Source organism: Sulfurovum zhangzhouensis, from assembly GCF_030347965.1.
Taxonomy (GTDB): Bacteria; Campylobacterota; Campylobacteria; order Campylobacterales; family Sulfurovaceae; genus Sulfurovum; species Sulfurovum zhangzhouensis.
Genome location: NZ_JAQIBD010000001.1, coordinates 795,563 through 810,244, shown reverse-complemented (window position 1 = coordinate 810,244; position 14,682 = coordinate 795,563). Strand labels below are relative to the sequence as shown.

The window sequence follows — 14,682 nt, the reverse complement described above, 5'->3', positions numbered from 1 at the left end:
ATATTATGCTTTGTTTACTTGATGCCCTTTAATTGCCCATACAACCCAGACAATACCGATAATGATAAACGGCAGACTAAGCATCTGCCCTGTACTTAACGGTATATCCCAGCTGTAGTCAGCTTGTTTGGTTTTCGTATATTCAAGCAAAAAACGTACAGTGAACATCGTAGAGAGTAATAGCCCGGGAAAGAGTCTGGTAATAAGCCCTGAACTAAGCTTTTTGTACAGTATGATAAAAAGTCCAAAGATGGCTAGGTAAGAGAAGGCTTCATAGAGTTGGACAGGATGGCGAGGAAGCATATCTACCCGTTCAAAGATGATTGCCCACGGAAGATCAGTCTCCTTACCGAGTATCTCAGAGTTGAAGAAATTCCCAAACCTTACAGCAGCTGCAATCACAAGTCCAGGGATCGTCATACGGGATATGAGCCAAAAAAAGGATTCTTTGTAGCGTTTGCAAAAGAGCCAGAAAGCGATAATGACGCCTAGCAGTCCACCATGGCTTGCAAGACCGCCTTTCCATACCATTAATATCTCAAGAGGATGTGAAAGATAGTATTGCGGTTGATATGCCAGACAATGCATAAGTCTTGCTCCGATCACGGTGCCTATCAGTGCATAGATCAAAAGAGTGTCAAGAATTTCGGGATTGCGTCCCTCACGTTGAAATATCCATTTGGAGATCATCAAGCCTAAAAAAAATGATCCTACGAAAAGTATACCGTACCAGCGGAGCTGAAGGGGCCCAAGTTCCAAGAGTACCGGGCTTACATTCCAACTAAAATAATCCATTCTGACTGCCTTAATGAGTAGTTGTGCTTATTATACTTTAACTTTTTTAGTTATCGATATTTTTTGGATGATTTAACAAAAGTTTTTTGTGCCGGGGGAAAGGAGGTAAATAAAGAGGAAAAAGTTGGTACCGATTTATCCGGGATTATTAGATTATCACTATGAAATCCCGGAATATCAAGCTAAGGTAGAAAAGTATTATTCGTTGATTTTTGCTTTGATTTCTCTTGCAATAGAAGCAATTTTAGTGATTTTTTGAGTATCGTTTAGTGTTTCATCAAGCAGTACTTTGACAAATGCTGAGCCGACGATGACCCCGTCTACACCTTTTGCTTTCTCTTTCGCAGTATTTTCATCTACACCAAAACCGACATAAACAGGCGTATCGGTAAACTCTTTGATATCAGCTATGATTGGTTGTAGATCTTCGCTCTGTCCAGCACCGGTAATACCTGCATAAGCGACAAGATAGATAAATTTTGTAGCCCCGGTTACGATCTTCTCAATACGTGCTTTGCTGTCTGTAGGAGCGATAAAATCAATAAGGTTAAGACCGGCTTCTTCTATCTGTGGTTTATATGCTTTGGCCTCTTCAAAAGGTAGGTCAGGAATGATGAATCCGTTCACACCTGTCTCTTTAGCCTTGTTGATGAAATATTCCATACCTTTATGGTAAAAAGGATTGAAGTATCCCATCCACAAGGTATCGATATGCGGTGCGATCTTTGCAGAAACATCGAAAAGATGGTCTAGTTTGAATCCTGCTTGAAGTGCCAGAAGATTGGCTTTTTCAATAACCGGACCATCTGCAACAGGGTCAGAAAAAGGCATGCCCAATTCTAAAGTGTCAACTCCGGCTTCTTTCAGCGCCAAAGCAGCATCTACTGTAAAGTCAAGTGATGGGTATCCTGTAGTTAGATAAGCTACTAATTTTTTCAAGGTAAACTCTTTTTTATTACTATCAATAAATTATTTTGGATATTATATGCTAAAATCAGTAAAAATATAGACGTAGTAGGAAAACAATGAGTATTCACACTCCCAAAATAGATAAAAAAGTCACTTTGAGTGCACTGCAAGCAATGAAAGGTAAAGAGCCTATAGTCATGGTCACGGCTTATGATGCCCTGTTTGCAAAGCTCTTTGACGGGGAAGTAGAGATGATATTGGTAGGGGACAGTCTCAATATGAGCTTTTTGGGAAAACCCGATACACTCTCGGCAACACTGGAACAGATGATCTATCATACCCAGGCAGTTTGTAATGGTGCAGAGAAGTCGATAGTAGTTCTTGATATGCCTTTTGGTACTTATACTACTCCTGAAATGGCAGTAGCTAATGCGACAAAAGTGTATCAGCAGACAGATGCACAGGCAATCAAGATCGAAGGCGGTAAAGAGAGAGCACCTATCATTAAGGCACTTGTTGACAATGGTATCGCAGTGGTCGCACATGTAGGATTGATGCCTCAATTTGTTCGAAGCGAGGGTGGTTACAAGGTACGCGGAAAGGATGCAGAGGATATCCAACAGATGATAGAAGACGCCAAAGCACTTGAAGCAGCGGGTGCATTTATGGTCCTTGTGGAGGGTGTTAAAGCTGAAGCGGCCAAAGCAATTACTGATGCAGTAAGTATCCCTACAATCGGTATCGGAGCGGGGAATGTGACTGATGGACAGGTATTGGTGTGGAGTGATATGTTCGATTTCTTTGAAGCGTTTACGCCAAAGTTTGTCAAGAAATACGGCAAAGGTGCACTGATGATCAAAGAGGGGCTGCAGCAGTACCGTGATGAAGTCAAAAGTAGGGAATTCCCTAGTGAGGAGTACAGCTACTAATGGAGCGCATGGTAGAGATAGAACGCTTTGAGGGTGAAGGCAGCTACGAAATGACGCTGCGCCCAAGTACATGGGATGAGTATATCGGTCAAGAGAAGATCAAGAAAAACCTGAGAGTCTTTATAGAAGCAAGTAAAAAAAGAGGAGAAGCACTCGATCATATCCTCTTTTTCGGACCTCCGGGTCTTGGTAAAACAACACTGGCAAATATCATCTCTACACAGATGGGAGCCAATATCAAAACCACGGCAGCCCCTATGATAGAAAAAGCCGGAGATCTCGCAGCCTTGCTTACGAATATTGAAGAGGGTGACATTCTTTTTATCGATGAGATACACCGTATGAGCCCTGCAATAGAGGAGATACTCTATCCGGCAATGGAAGATTTCAGACTGGATATTATCATCGGTTCAGGGCCTGCGGCACAAACCGTGAAGATAGATCTGCCGCGCTTTACTTTGATAGGTGCTACAACAAGAGCCGGTATGCTCTCAAATCCTCTTCGTGAACGTTTCGGTATGCACTTTAGGATGCAGTTTTATACACCTGAAGAGTTAGGTCGTATCGTGACTCAGGCATCACACAAGCTTGAAAAACGATCCCAAAAAGATGCAGCGATTGAGATCGCAAGACGAAGCAGGGGGACACCACGTATCGCTTTGCGCCTTTTAAGACGGGTACGTGACTTTGCAGAAGTGGAAGATGAAGCAGAGATCACGCTTAAAAGAGCTAGATATGCACTCGATGAACTTGGAGTGAATAACCTTGGATTTGATGAACAGGATATCCGTCTATTGGAGTTGTTGGTATCTGCTAAAAACAAACCGATGGGTCTTAGTACGATATCAGCAGCACTAAGTGAGGATGAAGGAACGATCGAGGATGTTCTTGAACCTTATCTGATTGCAAATGGTTATATCGAACGTACGGCTAGAGGACGTATCGCTACACAGAAAAGTTATGAACATTTCAAACTTGGCGGGATGAAGGAGGGTCTTTTTGAATAAAAAGATCATCCCTGAGTTGAAAAACGAAGCTTCAGTGAGAGGAATTTTATCTGAACATAGTCCAGATAAAAGAAGAAAAATAAATAAAGGTCTGTTTGAATGATAACAAATAAGAGTTTGACAATTACGGTACTTTTTATTCTCTCATTAATCGGTGCTTATAGTATCTATCAGCCATTTTTGCTCTCTTTGGTGGTTGCAATGCTTCTAACGATGGCAACTTATAACTTTACTAAAAAGCTGATCCGTCATACTCAGTCAAGAAAGCTGAGCGCCGCTATCGCAACACTATTTTTGGTACTGATCATTTTTGCTCCTATTATCTATCTTGCAACCAACGGTGTGGGGTACCTTTCGCATATGGATATTTCTGTGATCAATGATATTACTTCTACATTGAGAAAATATGAGATTCCATATTTTAAGGATTGGATGAGTGATGAGAAGATCTCTGAGTATCTGAAAACCGCTACTTCTTATCTGACAACCGCAGGAAGTGTGGGAATCGGATTTGTCAAAAATATGCTGTTGGTATTGGTCTTTTATTTTATCATCAACTTTTATGGAGAGCGTTTTTTTGATCTGATACGTGCGCTCATGCCTGTAAGCCGCATGAAAAGTGCTAAAATGATCCATGAGGTCTCTTCTACTATGGAGGTTGTATTTTATTCGATCATTGTAACAGCGATTTTTGAGGGGGTACTTTTTGGTGTTATGGCAAGTTATTATGAATTTAACGGATTGCTGTTTGGTGTGATCTATGGGTTTGCTTCACTGATCCCCATTGTCGGAGGAGCTGTCGTTTGGGTACCTCTTTCATTGTATGCATGGACAAATATTGACGGTCAAACAGCATTTGTAATAGCTGTCTATTCGGTTATAGTGATTTCGATCATTGCAGATACTTTTGTCAAACCGGTCATCATTAAAGTCATTAAAGAAGATCTGCTTAAAAGTACCATAGAGATCAACGAGATCGTGATCTTCTTTTCAATACTCGCGGGGATCAGTACCTATGGTTTCTGGGGAATGATCCTTGGGCCGGCAATTACCTCATTTTTAATTGCGATCACGAAAGTCTATATAGACTACAATGAAGCTGAATATATTAAAGAGATAAAAATTAACAAAATAGGGGAGAAAGATGATTAAGATACTTATCATTGAAGATGATCCGGAACTTGCACTGATATTGACGAACTATCTGACAAAATACGATATGGAAGTGATCGGTGCAGAAGACCCTTTCTTAGGACTTTCATTGCTGACACAGCATGATTTTGATCTGATCATACTTGATCTTACACTTCCGGGTATGGATGGTTTGGAGGTGATCCCAAAGATCAGGGAAGTCACAAATATCCCTATCATTATCTCTTCAGCACGTGACGATATCACCGATAAGGTGATCGGTATGGAGCGTGGTGCGGATGACTATATGCCAAAACCGTATGATCCCAGGGAGCTGGTAACACGTATCAAGACTATACTGCGCCGTACACATAGTGTGGAAGCACCTAAAAAAGAGGCTGAACTTTTTGATGCGGATATAAAAGCCCATACGATTACATTTAAAGGAGAGTTGTTGGAATTGACTGCTGCAGAGTATGATATTCTCAATATGTTGATCCAGCATAAGAACGGTTCTGTATCCAGAGAACAGCTGCTTTATGAAAGTGAACATATCGATGATGACAGTTCGATCAAAAATATCGATGTGATCATCTCACGTATCCGTCAAAAGATTGCAAAGATCGATCCTGATCATGTTTATATTAGGCCAATTCGAGGTGTTGGATATCTGTTGACAGACCGTCCTACACCTGCGAAGTAAAAAGAAAGTGAGTCATGAGAAATTTATCGGTAACGACCTTTATCCATATTCTATTTTCTATAGCGATCATCATTTTGGTGACCACCTTTATATTGTTCCTCTCCTGGGATAGAGATCGTCAGAAAATCGAAGAGTTTAAACATTATCAACTGATCTCTGTGACCTTCCTTTCCAATCTTCAAAGACATCCGGGAGATGAGAGACTGCAGGAACTCTACAAAGAGCTTCAATTAAAGCCTTTATCAGATGAAGGTGCTTCGATCCTGAAAAAGCGTATAGAAAACAGTGGGGAGACAATCTTTACCGGCGGTTCGGCATTGGGTAAAGTGCGAGTGTTTGATATTAAGGGTAAAAGATATATCTATATACAGCGTATGGAGTATAATCTCATGCTTGTGGATGATAGAGAAGAGAAGTACTATTTTGAGATTGCCGTGTCTTTGGGTGTCTTCTTGACGGTACTTTTGCTTTTGCTTTATGTAGCTGTCTTGCGTAAACTTTATCCGCTTCGTACACTACATAAAGAGATACAGCGTTTTGCTAAGGGTGATCTAAATACTAAAGTGACCTATAAGTATGATGATGAGATAGGAAAAATCGCACAAAGCTTTGACAATGCCATTAGACATATCAATCAACTCTCTGCATCTAAAAATCTCTTTATGCGCAATATCATGCATGAACTTAAAACTCCGATTACTAAAGGACGTATCATTGTAGAGATGCTGGAAGATGTTCAGAGTAAAAAAGTATTGGTACGTGCCTTTGAACGTATGAATGAACTGATCAATGAACTTGCCCAGATAGAGCGTGTCACCACACAAAGTTTTGAACCGAGTTTAGAGTATACTTCACTCAAAGAAGTAGTGCAGAGAACACGCGAGCTTTTGATCAATGAGAGCGACCACATGAGTATTGAGGTAAAAGATGTGGCTTTGATCACGGATGTAAATCTTTTGGCTTTGGCACTTAAAAACCTTATGGATAACGGTATAAAGTATAGTACAGATAAACACGTACATTTGAAGTCAATTGATTGTGGTTTGGAAGTTTCATCCAGAGGAAAAGCTTTGCAACATCCACTCTCTTATTATATTGAACCTTTTTCTCAAGAGGAAAAACGAAGTTCAGGTTTTGGGCTTGGATTATATATAGTAAACGCGATTTTGGAAAAATTGGGATATATGCTGGATTATCGTTATGAGGAGGGGAACAATATATTCTCTGTTCTTACAGAGAATCATTGTCCTATCAAATAAAATGTAAGAGGTGAAGCACTACTTTAGTGCTTCAGCGATAAGTTCTAGAGGATTCTTGAAGATCGTCTCCACATCCGCATTGTTCATTGCTTCACTAAGTTGTACACGACAAGCGCTACACTCTGCACTTACGTACTTGGCTTTTGTATCTTTGATCATCGCAGCTTTTGGTTTACCTGCGGCTTCAGCAAGATGGAACTTCTCAGTCTGCATTGTTACTCCTCCAAATCCACAACAGCGGTTCGGATCACTCATCTCTTTCATTGGATAGTTTTGAGCAAGCAGATTACGTGGTTCTTGCCAAATACCCTGTACTTTTCTTGCATGGCAAGGATCATGGTAAGTCACGACATCATCAAACTTTTTACCTTTTTCTGCCAGTAGTTTGACCAGATCGGTATTGTTATAGAGCCATGCTGTTGCCATGTGTATTTTTTCACTCACTTTTTTAGCACGCTCTTCCCATTCGGGCATATCGTGATTTGCAAAGAAGACCTGCCAATCATGTTTTACCATTGCTGAACAGGTTGCTTCCGGGATCAACATCGCATCACATTCATCCATAAAGCTCTCAAAGTATTTGATGTTCTTTTTGGTCATATACTCTACTGAGTCTACATCTCCTGTAAAGTAGGCAGGGGCACCGCAACAGAGCTGTTTTTTAGGGATAAAGACATCGATATTCAGTTGTTTCAGTATCTCTACCAGACTATCCCCGATATCGGTATAGTTATAGTTGGCAAGACATCCGATGAAGATAGCTACACGAGGGTTCTTCTTCTCTTGCAGTGGTGCAGGTATCTCTTCAGGATGACTATTGAGAAAGCTTGTTTTCGCCAGAGATGGAAGAAGCCTTCCTTTTTTAACCATCGGAAGTGCAAATCTTGCCTTGAGACCACGGCCCTTTTCATCTACGCTGAGTGCACATGTCTTGAACATAAATCCAAGTTTCATGACAAGGTCCATAATCTTTCTATTGCGAAGCAAAAAGAAAAAGGCTTTTTTAAACCAGGCAATACCATACTTCTCTGCTATATCAGCACGAACTTCTTCGATGACCATATCTGTAGGTAGAGAGTTAGGACATACATCTACACAGTTGGTACATAAAAAACAGCTCTCAAAAATATTTTTTGTATTTTTATCCAGTTCCAGATCTCCACGTTTATATGCACCCAGAAGATCGATGAACCCTCGAGGAGAAGTGGTCTCATCGGGATTTACCTGGTGGATAGTACATACCGGGATACATTTACCGCATTTGATACAGGCTTCACTGGTATCGGTAAAGTTAAAGATCTCATCTAGTTGTTTACTCAAAGGTTTTTCCTTAATTATTTTAAATCAAAGGTTTTACTATTATTTGTTCTCTTTTCCTTTGTTTTTGTAACCAAGAAAAAGAACGAACTCAAAAAATAAGCATCAAGCACTGCTACTTTTCTAATGTTCTAATATACTCTAATCTTTGCATAAATGCAAATATGTTGATAGTACAATGACTTGACTAATCATTTCTATGGCTATCAAGCCATACCATGATACCTTTTTGTGCATGAAGTCTGTTCTCGGCTTCTGTAAAGATCACTTCAGAATGTTTTTCAAAGACCTCTTCGCTTACTTCATATCCTCTATAAGCAGGCAGACAGTGTAGGAAGATCGCATCTTCTTTTGCTAGATTCATCATCGCTTCATCAACGATATAGCCATCAAAGGCTTTTAGTTTTGTCTCTTTTTCGTCTTCTTGCCCCATAGAAATCCATGTATCCGTCGTGACGACATCAACACCTTTAACCGCTTCTTTAGGATCGTTACCAAAGATCAGTTTACCACCGTTTTGTGCAGCAAGTTTCTCAGCCTGTGCTACGATAGCCGGATCACACTCATACCCTTTTGGCGTTGCTACACGCAGTTCAAAGCCCATGATCGCTGCAAGCATCAGCCACGAATGGGTCATGTTATTACCATCTCCTACATAGGCAACGATCGGGTTTTCTTTACCAAATTCAAGCATCGTAAGAAAGTCTGTCATGAGTTGTACCGGGTGGTAGTCATCTGTGAGACCGTTGATCACCGGTACTTTGGAGTACTTGGCAAACTCTTCAAGCTTGCTATGCTCAAACGTACGTATCATCACCATATCAACCATACGGGAGATAACTCGTGCCGTATCTTTCATCGGTTCTCCACGGCCCAGCTGAATATCATTAGACGAGAGGAAAAGCCCGATACCGCCAAGCTGGTAAATTCCCGTCTCAAAGCTTACTCTTGTACGTGTTGAGCTCTTCTCAAAGATCATTCCCAGTGTCTGGTGTTCCATGTAGGGTACAAACTTACGTTGCTTTGTCTGGGCTTTGATCTTTTGTGCCAGTGCGATCATCTCCAGCAGTTCCTCTTTAGTAAAGTCTGCCAGTGTCAAAAAGTGTCTCATCGGACTATCCTTGTTAGATACATTAAATATAGCTAAAATTTTAAAAGGAAATATTCTACCATAAATGGGTTGAAAATTGAAGATGTGCGTAATCATTGGGGTAAAGCTCCCCCAAAGTTACTATTTTTGAAGGAGCAGAGCTGCCTCTTTTGCATGGTATGTGATGATGATATCTGCACCTGCACGTTTAAATCCAAGCAGCGTTTCCATCATCACTTTGTCATAATCAATTACACCTGCTTTAGCAGCCATTTTTAGCATTGAGTATTCACCGGAGACGTTATAGACTGCCAGTGGAAGTGAGGTATTGTTTTTGATATCTCTGACAATATCAAGATAGGCAAGGGCCGGTTTGACCATCAGTATATCTGCCCCTTCTTTTTCATCCTCTATACTTTCCAGGATCGCTTCATTTCGGTTTGCAGGGTTCATCTGGTAGCTTCTTCTATCACCAAAACTTGGACTGCTTTCTGCCACATCTCTAAATGGCCCATAGTATGCTGAAGCAAATTTCGTTGAATAGCTCATCACCGGAAGGTTTTCAAATCCTGCACTATCCAGTCCTTCGCGGATCGCTGTGATCATCCCATCCATCATACCGCTTGGAGCGATCATATCTGCACCTGCTTTGGCATGAACAACTGCTTGTTTTGCAAGATTTCCAAGAGTAATATCATTGTCTACGGTTTCAAGTACCGGGTCCAGTACTCCACAATGACCATGGTCAGTGTATTCACAGAAACAGAGGTCCGTGACGACAAACATATCCGGGTGTGCAGCTTTCACCGCTCTCACTGTTTGGGCGATGATACCATGCTCACAGAGTGCATCGCTTCCAACCGAGTCTTTCACATCCGGTATCCCAAAGAGGATGATCGCGTAGATACCGAGTTTTTTGAGATCTTCACACTCTTTAACGATCTCATCAATACTCATTTGGTATACACCCGGCATAGAAGCTACTTCATCTTTGATACCTGTACCGCTTCTAGCAAAAAGCGGATAGATGAAATCATTGACACTCAGATGTGTCTCTTGAAGGAGGTCTCTTAGGACGGGGTTGAGTCTTTTTCTACGAAAACGTGCAAACATAATAACTTTACCTTTTGGGTGAACTTTTTATACTCTATAAGTAGCCGCTATTTTACAACAATTATCGGCTATTAATTATTAATTATCCATTATTCCTGTATAATCTCCCCAATGAAAGCAGTAGAACAATCACAAACCGCCATTTTACCAACCAAATACGGTACATTCAACATTCAAGCCTTCAAAGATGATCTGGGAAAAGAGCATTTGGCAATTTTCACCGATAATCTTCCAGAGGCTCCGATCGTACGTGTACATTCTGAGTGTCTGACCGGGGATGCTTTGGGTTCGCTCAAATGTGATTGCGGAGAACAACTTCATGCTGCTATGGAGCTGATCGCAAAAGAGGGTGGAATGATCATTTATCACCGTCAAGAAGGTCGTAACATCGGACTACTCAATAAAGTGAATGCATATGCGTTACAAGATAAAGGATTTGATACGGTTGCTGCAAACCATCAGCTGGGATTTCAAGCCGATGAAAGGACCTATGAGATCGTTGAGTTTATCCTGGAACATTTTGGGATCAAAAAGCTAAGGCTGCTTACTAACAATCCAAAGAAAATTGAAAGCCTCAAAAATATAGAGATCATAGAGCGTATTCCTCTCCAGATCGCTTCAAATCCTCACAATGAAGGGTATCTGCAGACTAAAAAAGAGCAGATGGGGCATTTACTATAGTCCACTTTGTATCAGAATAAATAAGAAACTAAAATTATTTATGCACTCTTCTCTTATCATATAATTCTCAGCTTGTTTGCTCAGTTAAAAAAATTTGCGCGTGTATCGCATATTTGTTATTTCTACTATATAATATCTTCGCTAACTGTTATTTAATTAATGAATAGGTAGAATAAATTACTTTTATTAGAGAAAAAGCCAAACCTATCGTGAGGTAGAGACGGAAAGCTGCGGGTCTTAAAAGAGAAAAGATAGCCGGGTTGCCAGAGATTGTCTGGGGTATTATAATGAAAAGATGGCAGTTTATGTCGTTGAAAAAATTTCGTTTAGTTGATTTACAACTTTTTGTTTTCCTGTTAATTCTATTTGTTTATGTCACTACCTTTACTATATTCACTGAAAGGGGAAGTGATGATATTCGAGAGAATAAGTATACTAAAGAGGTATTACTAGATGATAAGACTCTTTATACTTTTGAAAAAAATGTAGACCTGATAATGGATCTGCGTTTTCAAAACATTTCTATGCTGTTTCCCTCTCTTATACTGAATCATGCTTCGGTCACTTTAGTATCACTGCAAGTGTCAACGATCAAGCCCTATGCTTATATGATGAATATTGATGGGGTGGGTCAAGAATGACAAAGCTCTATTCATTGAAACGTTTCTGGCAGCAGATATTGGGGCAAAAAAAAGAGTTTTGGGCGACAACATTTTATGGCATGGCTGCAACATTACTGCTTCTGCCTATCCCTATGCTTATTCCACTATTGATTGATGAAGTGTTACTTGGACACCCTGGAAAATTGACAGCATTTTTGTCTACGACATTTGGTAATAGTGAAACTTGGTTTTTAGTCTTGGTTACGGTAATTCTTGTGGCTATACTGCGAATGGGAGCATTTGTTTTTAGCAATCAACAAAGTTTTTATGCTATTAAAATTACGCAAAGGATCAGTTATCTGCTAAGACATCGTATCTTGCATCATCTTGAGCGTGTGTGTTTGTCCGAGTATGAGACTTTAAAATCGGGGGGAGTTGTTTCCAAGACCATACAGGATGTAACAGGTGTCAGTAGTTTTGCCAGTGCATTTGTCAGTAGTTTTTTCAGTTCAACCTTGATGCTTATTGGTATTGCAGCAGTCATGTTATGGATGAACTGGGTTCTGGCTTTATTGATCTTATTCCTGAATCCTTTTTTTCTTGCCTTTTCAAAAGTCCTAGGGAAAAAGACAGGAGAGTTGTTAAGACGTCAATATAAAGCCTATGAGGTTTACAATGAACTACTGAATGAAACACTTGAACTCTTTATTCAAGTACGGGCAAGTAACCAAGAGAAAAACTTTTTTGCTCTTATTCTTGACCAGTCCAAAGAGATAGAAAATGCATCCATTGATTATGGCCATAAAGCTGCCGTGGCACAACGGTCTTCCGGACTTTTGACTAATACGGTCATTGATATATTCCGTGCTTTGGGGGTGGTAGTAGTAGCTTATTCTGATTTAAGTGTAGGAATGATGATCGCCTTTTTGTTTTATCTCTCTGCTTTGAATTCTCCTGTACAACAGTTAATGGGACTAATGATCAGCTATCAAAATACCAAACCTGCGATAGAGCGCATTAATGCGCTTTTAAAATTGAAACAGGAGCCACACTACCCTCATGAGAAGAATCCTTTTGAGAATGTATTAACGACTTCAGTTACACTCAAAGATGTTTCATTTGCTTATCAATATTCAAACGAAGTCCTCTCTCATATCAATATCGAAGCAAAAAGCGGACAAAAGATTGCTTTGATCGGACCAAGCGGCAGTGGGAAAAGCACGATTGCCCAGATTTTGGTAGGACTTTATCGGCATAAAGGCGGAGAAATATGTTATAACGGTGTACCTATCGAGCAGATTGGACTTCCTGTCATACGAGAGAATGTTGCATTGATGTTGCAAGAGTCCCTCTTTTTTAACGAGACGATACGTATGAACCTCACACTTTCCAAAGAGATCAGTGACGAGAAGATCCATGAAGCCTTAAGGGCAGCGAAACTAGAAACATTTGTACTTAGCCTGGAAAATGGTTTGGAGTCACGTATAGGGAAAAACGGTATCCGACTTTCGGGAGGACAGAAACAGAGGCTAGCTATTGCACGTCTAATACTTTCAAATCCAAAAGTAGTGATCTTTGATGAAGCTACATCGGCATTGGATAACGAGACTGAACATCAATTATATGAAACACTCGAACAGTTCTTAAAAGAACGTACTACGATTATCATTGCACACAGGACAACAACGATCAAACAAGCAGACTATATTTATCTGATTGAAGAAGGGCGTGTTAAGGCAGAAGGAAGTTATGAAGAACTTTTTTCAAGAGGGGTAATCAAAGAGGATATGGATCTTGGGTAAGGTCAAAAAATTCTTTGCTTTAAGTGGTGAAGAAAAAAAACTTTTTGTAGAAGCTTATGTGACATTGGGGCTGATGCGTGCAGCCCTTTTAGTGTTTTCTTTTAAACATTTGACCCATTCTTTAGAACATCAAAAAAATATATCTGACATAAAACCTCTGAGTGATCAAAACCGGCAAAGTGCAATGGCTGTAGGGAAAGCGATCATAAGAGCAGCTGCTTATACCCCTTGGGAGAGTGCCTGTTTGGTACAGTCATTGACAGCACAACGTATGTTACAAAAGCGTGGTATTCCAGGTGTCTTTTATCTTGGGGTGCTCAAAGACAATGGGAGTGAAGAAAAGATAAATGCACATGCATGGTCACAATGTGGAGATATGATCATTACAGGTGGCAAAGGACATGAAGCTTTTACAGTACTTTCTGTTTTTAGGTGGGGAAAAGAATGATAGTGTACGGTACGCAGATAAAGAGTGATATCGACTTACCTTTAGAGCTTTCCCATGAAACAGAGATCAGATATGAAGTAGAACTCTCTTCAAAAGTTCCGGCTGAATTACAAGAAAGCATTACTTGCGGATTCCCTCTATATGCAGTACATGGGCGTCATGTTTTCCTTTATAGTGATAGGGAGTTTGAGGGAAATCAAGCAGGTCAGCCCTGGTGTTATGAAGTCAAAGACGTGCTACGTTTTTATTGGGTCGGAGGGGAAAGAACTATATATTATGAGCTGGATGAGAAAGGTGATACAAAGCTATTGAGCTTTTGGTTTATTCATCTGTTTTTACCACTTTTTATGACATTGGAAGATATGTATGACTTTTTCCATGCAGGAGCTGTAGAAGTAGAGGGAAAACCAATCTTTTTTATCGCACCGTCCATGGGTGGAAAATCAACCATGACGGATTACTTTATCAAACAAGGACATATACTGATCTCAGATGATAAAGTACCGACTTTTATCGATGACGGTAAGTTTATGGCTGTAGGCTCGCATCCCTATCATCGACCTTACCGAAAATTTGAAGAGTTGGGTTATCGGGTGGAAAACTTTACAACGCATTTTAAACCAATCTATACTTTTTATGAACTTGAAGGGGTAGAGGGTGATGCAGAGATCATCATAGAAGAAGTGAAGGGGTTTGCAAAGTTTGATGCTCTTCTTCCTAACTATCTTTATATGTTCTCATATCTTAAACCCAAACGATTGAAATACCTTTCAGCAATGTTAAACAGTATAAAAGTTTTTCATGTAAAGGTTCCCTGGAATATGAAACGGTTGAGTGAGGTACATGATGCAATAGTGGCTCATGCTAAATTATAAATTTTATAAGAAATATTTAAT

At 40.1% G+C, this 14,682-nt stretch carries 15 protein-coding genes and 1 riboswitch; of the genes, 10 read left to right on the top strand and 5 right to left on the bottom strand.

What is annotated here, in order from left to right:
- Positions 1-3 precede the first annotated feature (3 nt).
- Both lgt and trpA read right to left on the bottom strand, forming a co-directional pair.
- A complete protein-coding gene (gene lgt, locus PGH07_RS04210) occupies positions 4-795 on the bottom strand; it encodes a prolipoprotein diacylglyceryl transferase (RefSeq protein ID WP_289412778.1) in 792 nt (263 codons plus the stop codon).
- 198 nt (positions 796-993) lie between these two features.
- Positions 994-1,734, bottom strand: coding sequence for a tryptophan synthase subunit alpha (gene trpA, locus PGH07_RS04205; protein ID WP_289412777.1), 741 nt, complete (start codon positions 1,732-1,734; stop codon positions 994-996).
- 86 nt (positions 1,735-1,820) lie between these two features.
- Here trpA and panB point away from each other — a divergent pair, with 86 nt between their 5' ends.
- The 5 genes from panB to PGH07_RS04180 all read left to right on the top strand — a co-directional run bounded on the left by panB (position 1,821) and on the right by PGH07_RS04180 (position 6,733).
- Complete coding sequence (panB, locus tag PGH07_RS04200; protein WP_289412776.1) at positions 1,821-2,633, top strand: 3-methyl-2-oxobutanoate hydroxymethyltransferase; 813 nt, start codon at positions 1,821-1,823, stop codon at positions 2,631-2,633.
- Entirely contained in the window at positions 2,633-3,640 is a 1,008-nt protein-coding gene (gene ruvB, locus PGH07_RS04195) for a Holliday junction branch migration DNA helicase RuvB (protein WP_289412775.1), read from the top strand. Before panB ends, ruvB begins: the two co-directional genes overlap by 1 nt.
- Before the next feature lie 99 nt (positions 3,641-3,739).
- Complete coding sequence (locus PGH07_RS04190; protein ID WP_289412773.1) at positions 3,740-4,792, top strand: AI-2E family transporter; 1,053 nt, start codon at positions 3,740-3,742, stop codon at positions 4,790-4,792.
- A complete protein-coding gene (locus PGH07_RS04185) occupies positions 4,785-5,474 on the top strand; it encodes a response regulator transcription factor (protein ID WP_289412771.1) in 690 nt (229 codons plus the stop codon). Before PGH07_RS04190 ends, PGH07_RS04185 begins: the two co-directional genes overlap by 8 nt.
- A 14-nt stretch (positions 5,475-5,488) precedes the next feature.
- The gene (locus tag PGH07_RS04180) at positions 5,489-6,733 is read left to right on the top strand and encodes an ArsS family sensor histidine kinase (RefSeq protein WP_289412769.1); all 1,245 of its coding nucleotides are present in this window, start codon (positions 5,489-5,491) and stop codon (positions 6,731-6,733) included.
- 18 nt (positions 6,734-6,751) lie between these two features.
- Here the strand turns inward: PGH07_RS04180 and PGH07_RS04175 are convergent, their stop codons facing one another.
- The 3 genes from PGH07_RS04175 to hemB form a co-directional block, all read right to left on the bottom strand.
- On the bottom strand, positions 6,752-8,053 hold the full coding sequence (locus PGH07_RS04175) for a (Fe-S)-binding protein (protein ID WP_289412766.1): 1,302 nt from the start codon (positions 8,051-8,053) through the stop codon (positions 6,752-6,754).
- Between the two features lie 184 nt (positions 8,054-8,237).
- Positions 8,238-9,161 (bottom strand): ornithine carbamoyltransferase, encoded by a 924-nt coding sequence (argF, locus tag PGH07_RS04170; RefSeq protein ID WP_289412765.1) that lies wholly within the window; start codon positions 9,159-9,161, stop codon positions 8,238-8,240.
- 120 nt (positions 9,162-9,281) lie between these two features.
- Positions 9,282-10,253, bottom strand: coding sequence for a porphobilinogen synthase (hemB, locus tag PGH07_RS04165; RefSeq protein WP_289412764.1), 972 nt, complete (start codon positions 10,251-10,253; stop codon positions 9,282-9,284).
- Between the two features lie 111 nt (positions 10,254-10,364).
- On the opposite strand from hemB, the gene ribA reads away from it, so the two are divergent.
- The 5 genes from ribA (at position 10,365) to PGH07_RS04140 (ending at position 14,661) form a co-directional block, all read left to right on the top strand.
- Positions 10,365-10,934, top strand: coding sequence for a GTP cyclohydrolase II (ribA, locus tag PGH07_RS04160; protein WP_289412762.1), 570 nt, complete (start codon positions 10,365-10,367; stop codon positions 10,932-10,934).
- 187 nt (positions 10,935-11,121) lie between these two features.
- Positions 11,122-11,202, top strand: a riboswitch (cyclic di-GMP riboswitch).
- A 19-nt stretch (positions 11,203-11,221) separates the two neighbouring features.
- Positions 11,222-11,575, top strand: a complete 354-nt coding sequence (locus tag PGH07_RS04155) for a hypothetical protein (protein ID WP_289412760.1) — start codon at positions 11,222-11,224, stop codon at positions 11,573-11,575.
- Positions 11,572-13,338 (top strand): ABC transporter ATP-binding protein, encoded by a 1,767-nt coding sequence (locus PGH07_RS04150; RefSeq protein ID WP_289412758.1) that lies wholly within the window; start codon positions 11,572-11,574, stop codon positions 13,336-13,338. The genes PGH07_RS04155 and PGH07_RS04150 overlap by 4 nt, the downstream gene beginning before the upstream one ends.
- Positions 13,331-13,786, top strand: a complete 456-nt coding sequence (locus tag PGH07_RS04145; protein WP_289412757.1) for a lasso peptide biosynthesis B2 protein — start codon at positions 13,331-13,333, stop codon at positions 13,784-13,786. The genes PGH07_RS04150 and PGH07_RS04145 overlap by 8 nt, the downstream gene beginning before the upstream one ends.
- On the top strand, positions 13,783-14,661 hold the full coding sequence (locus PGH07_RS04140) for a hypothetical protein (protein ID WP_289412756.1): 879 nt from the start codon (positions 13,783-13,785) through the stop codon (positions 14,659-14,661). Before PGH07_RS04145 ends, PGH07_RS04140 begins: the two co-directional genes overlap by 4 nt.
- The last annotated feature ends 21 nt before the right edge of the window (positions 14,662-14,682 follow it).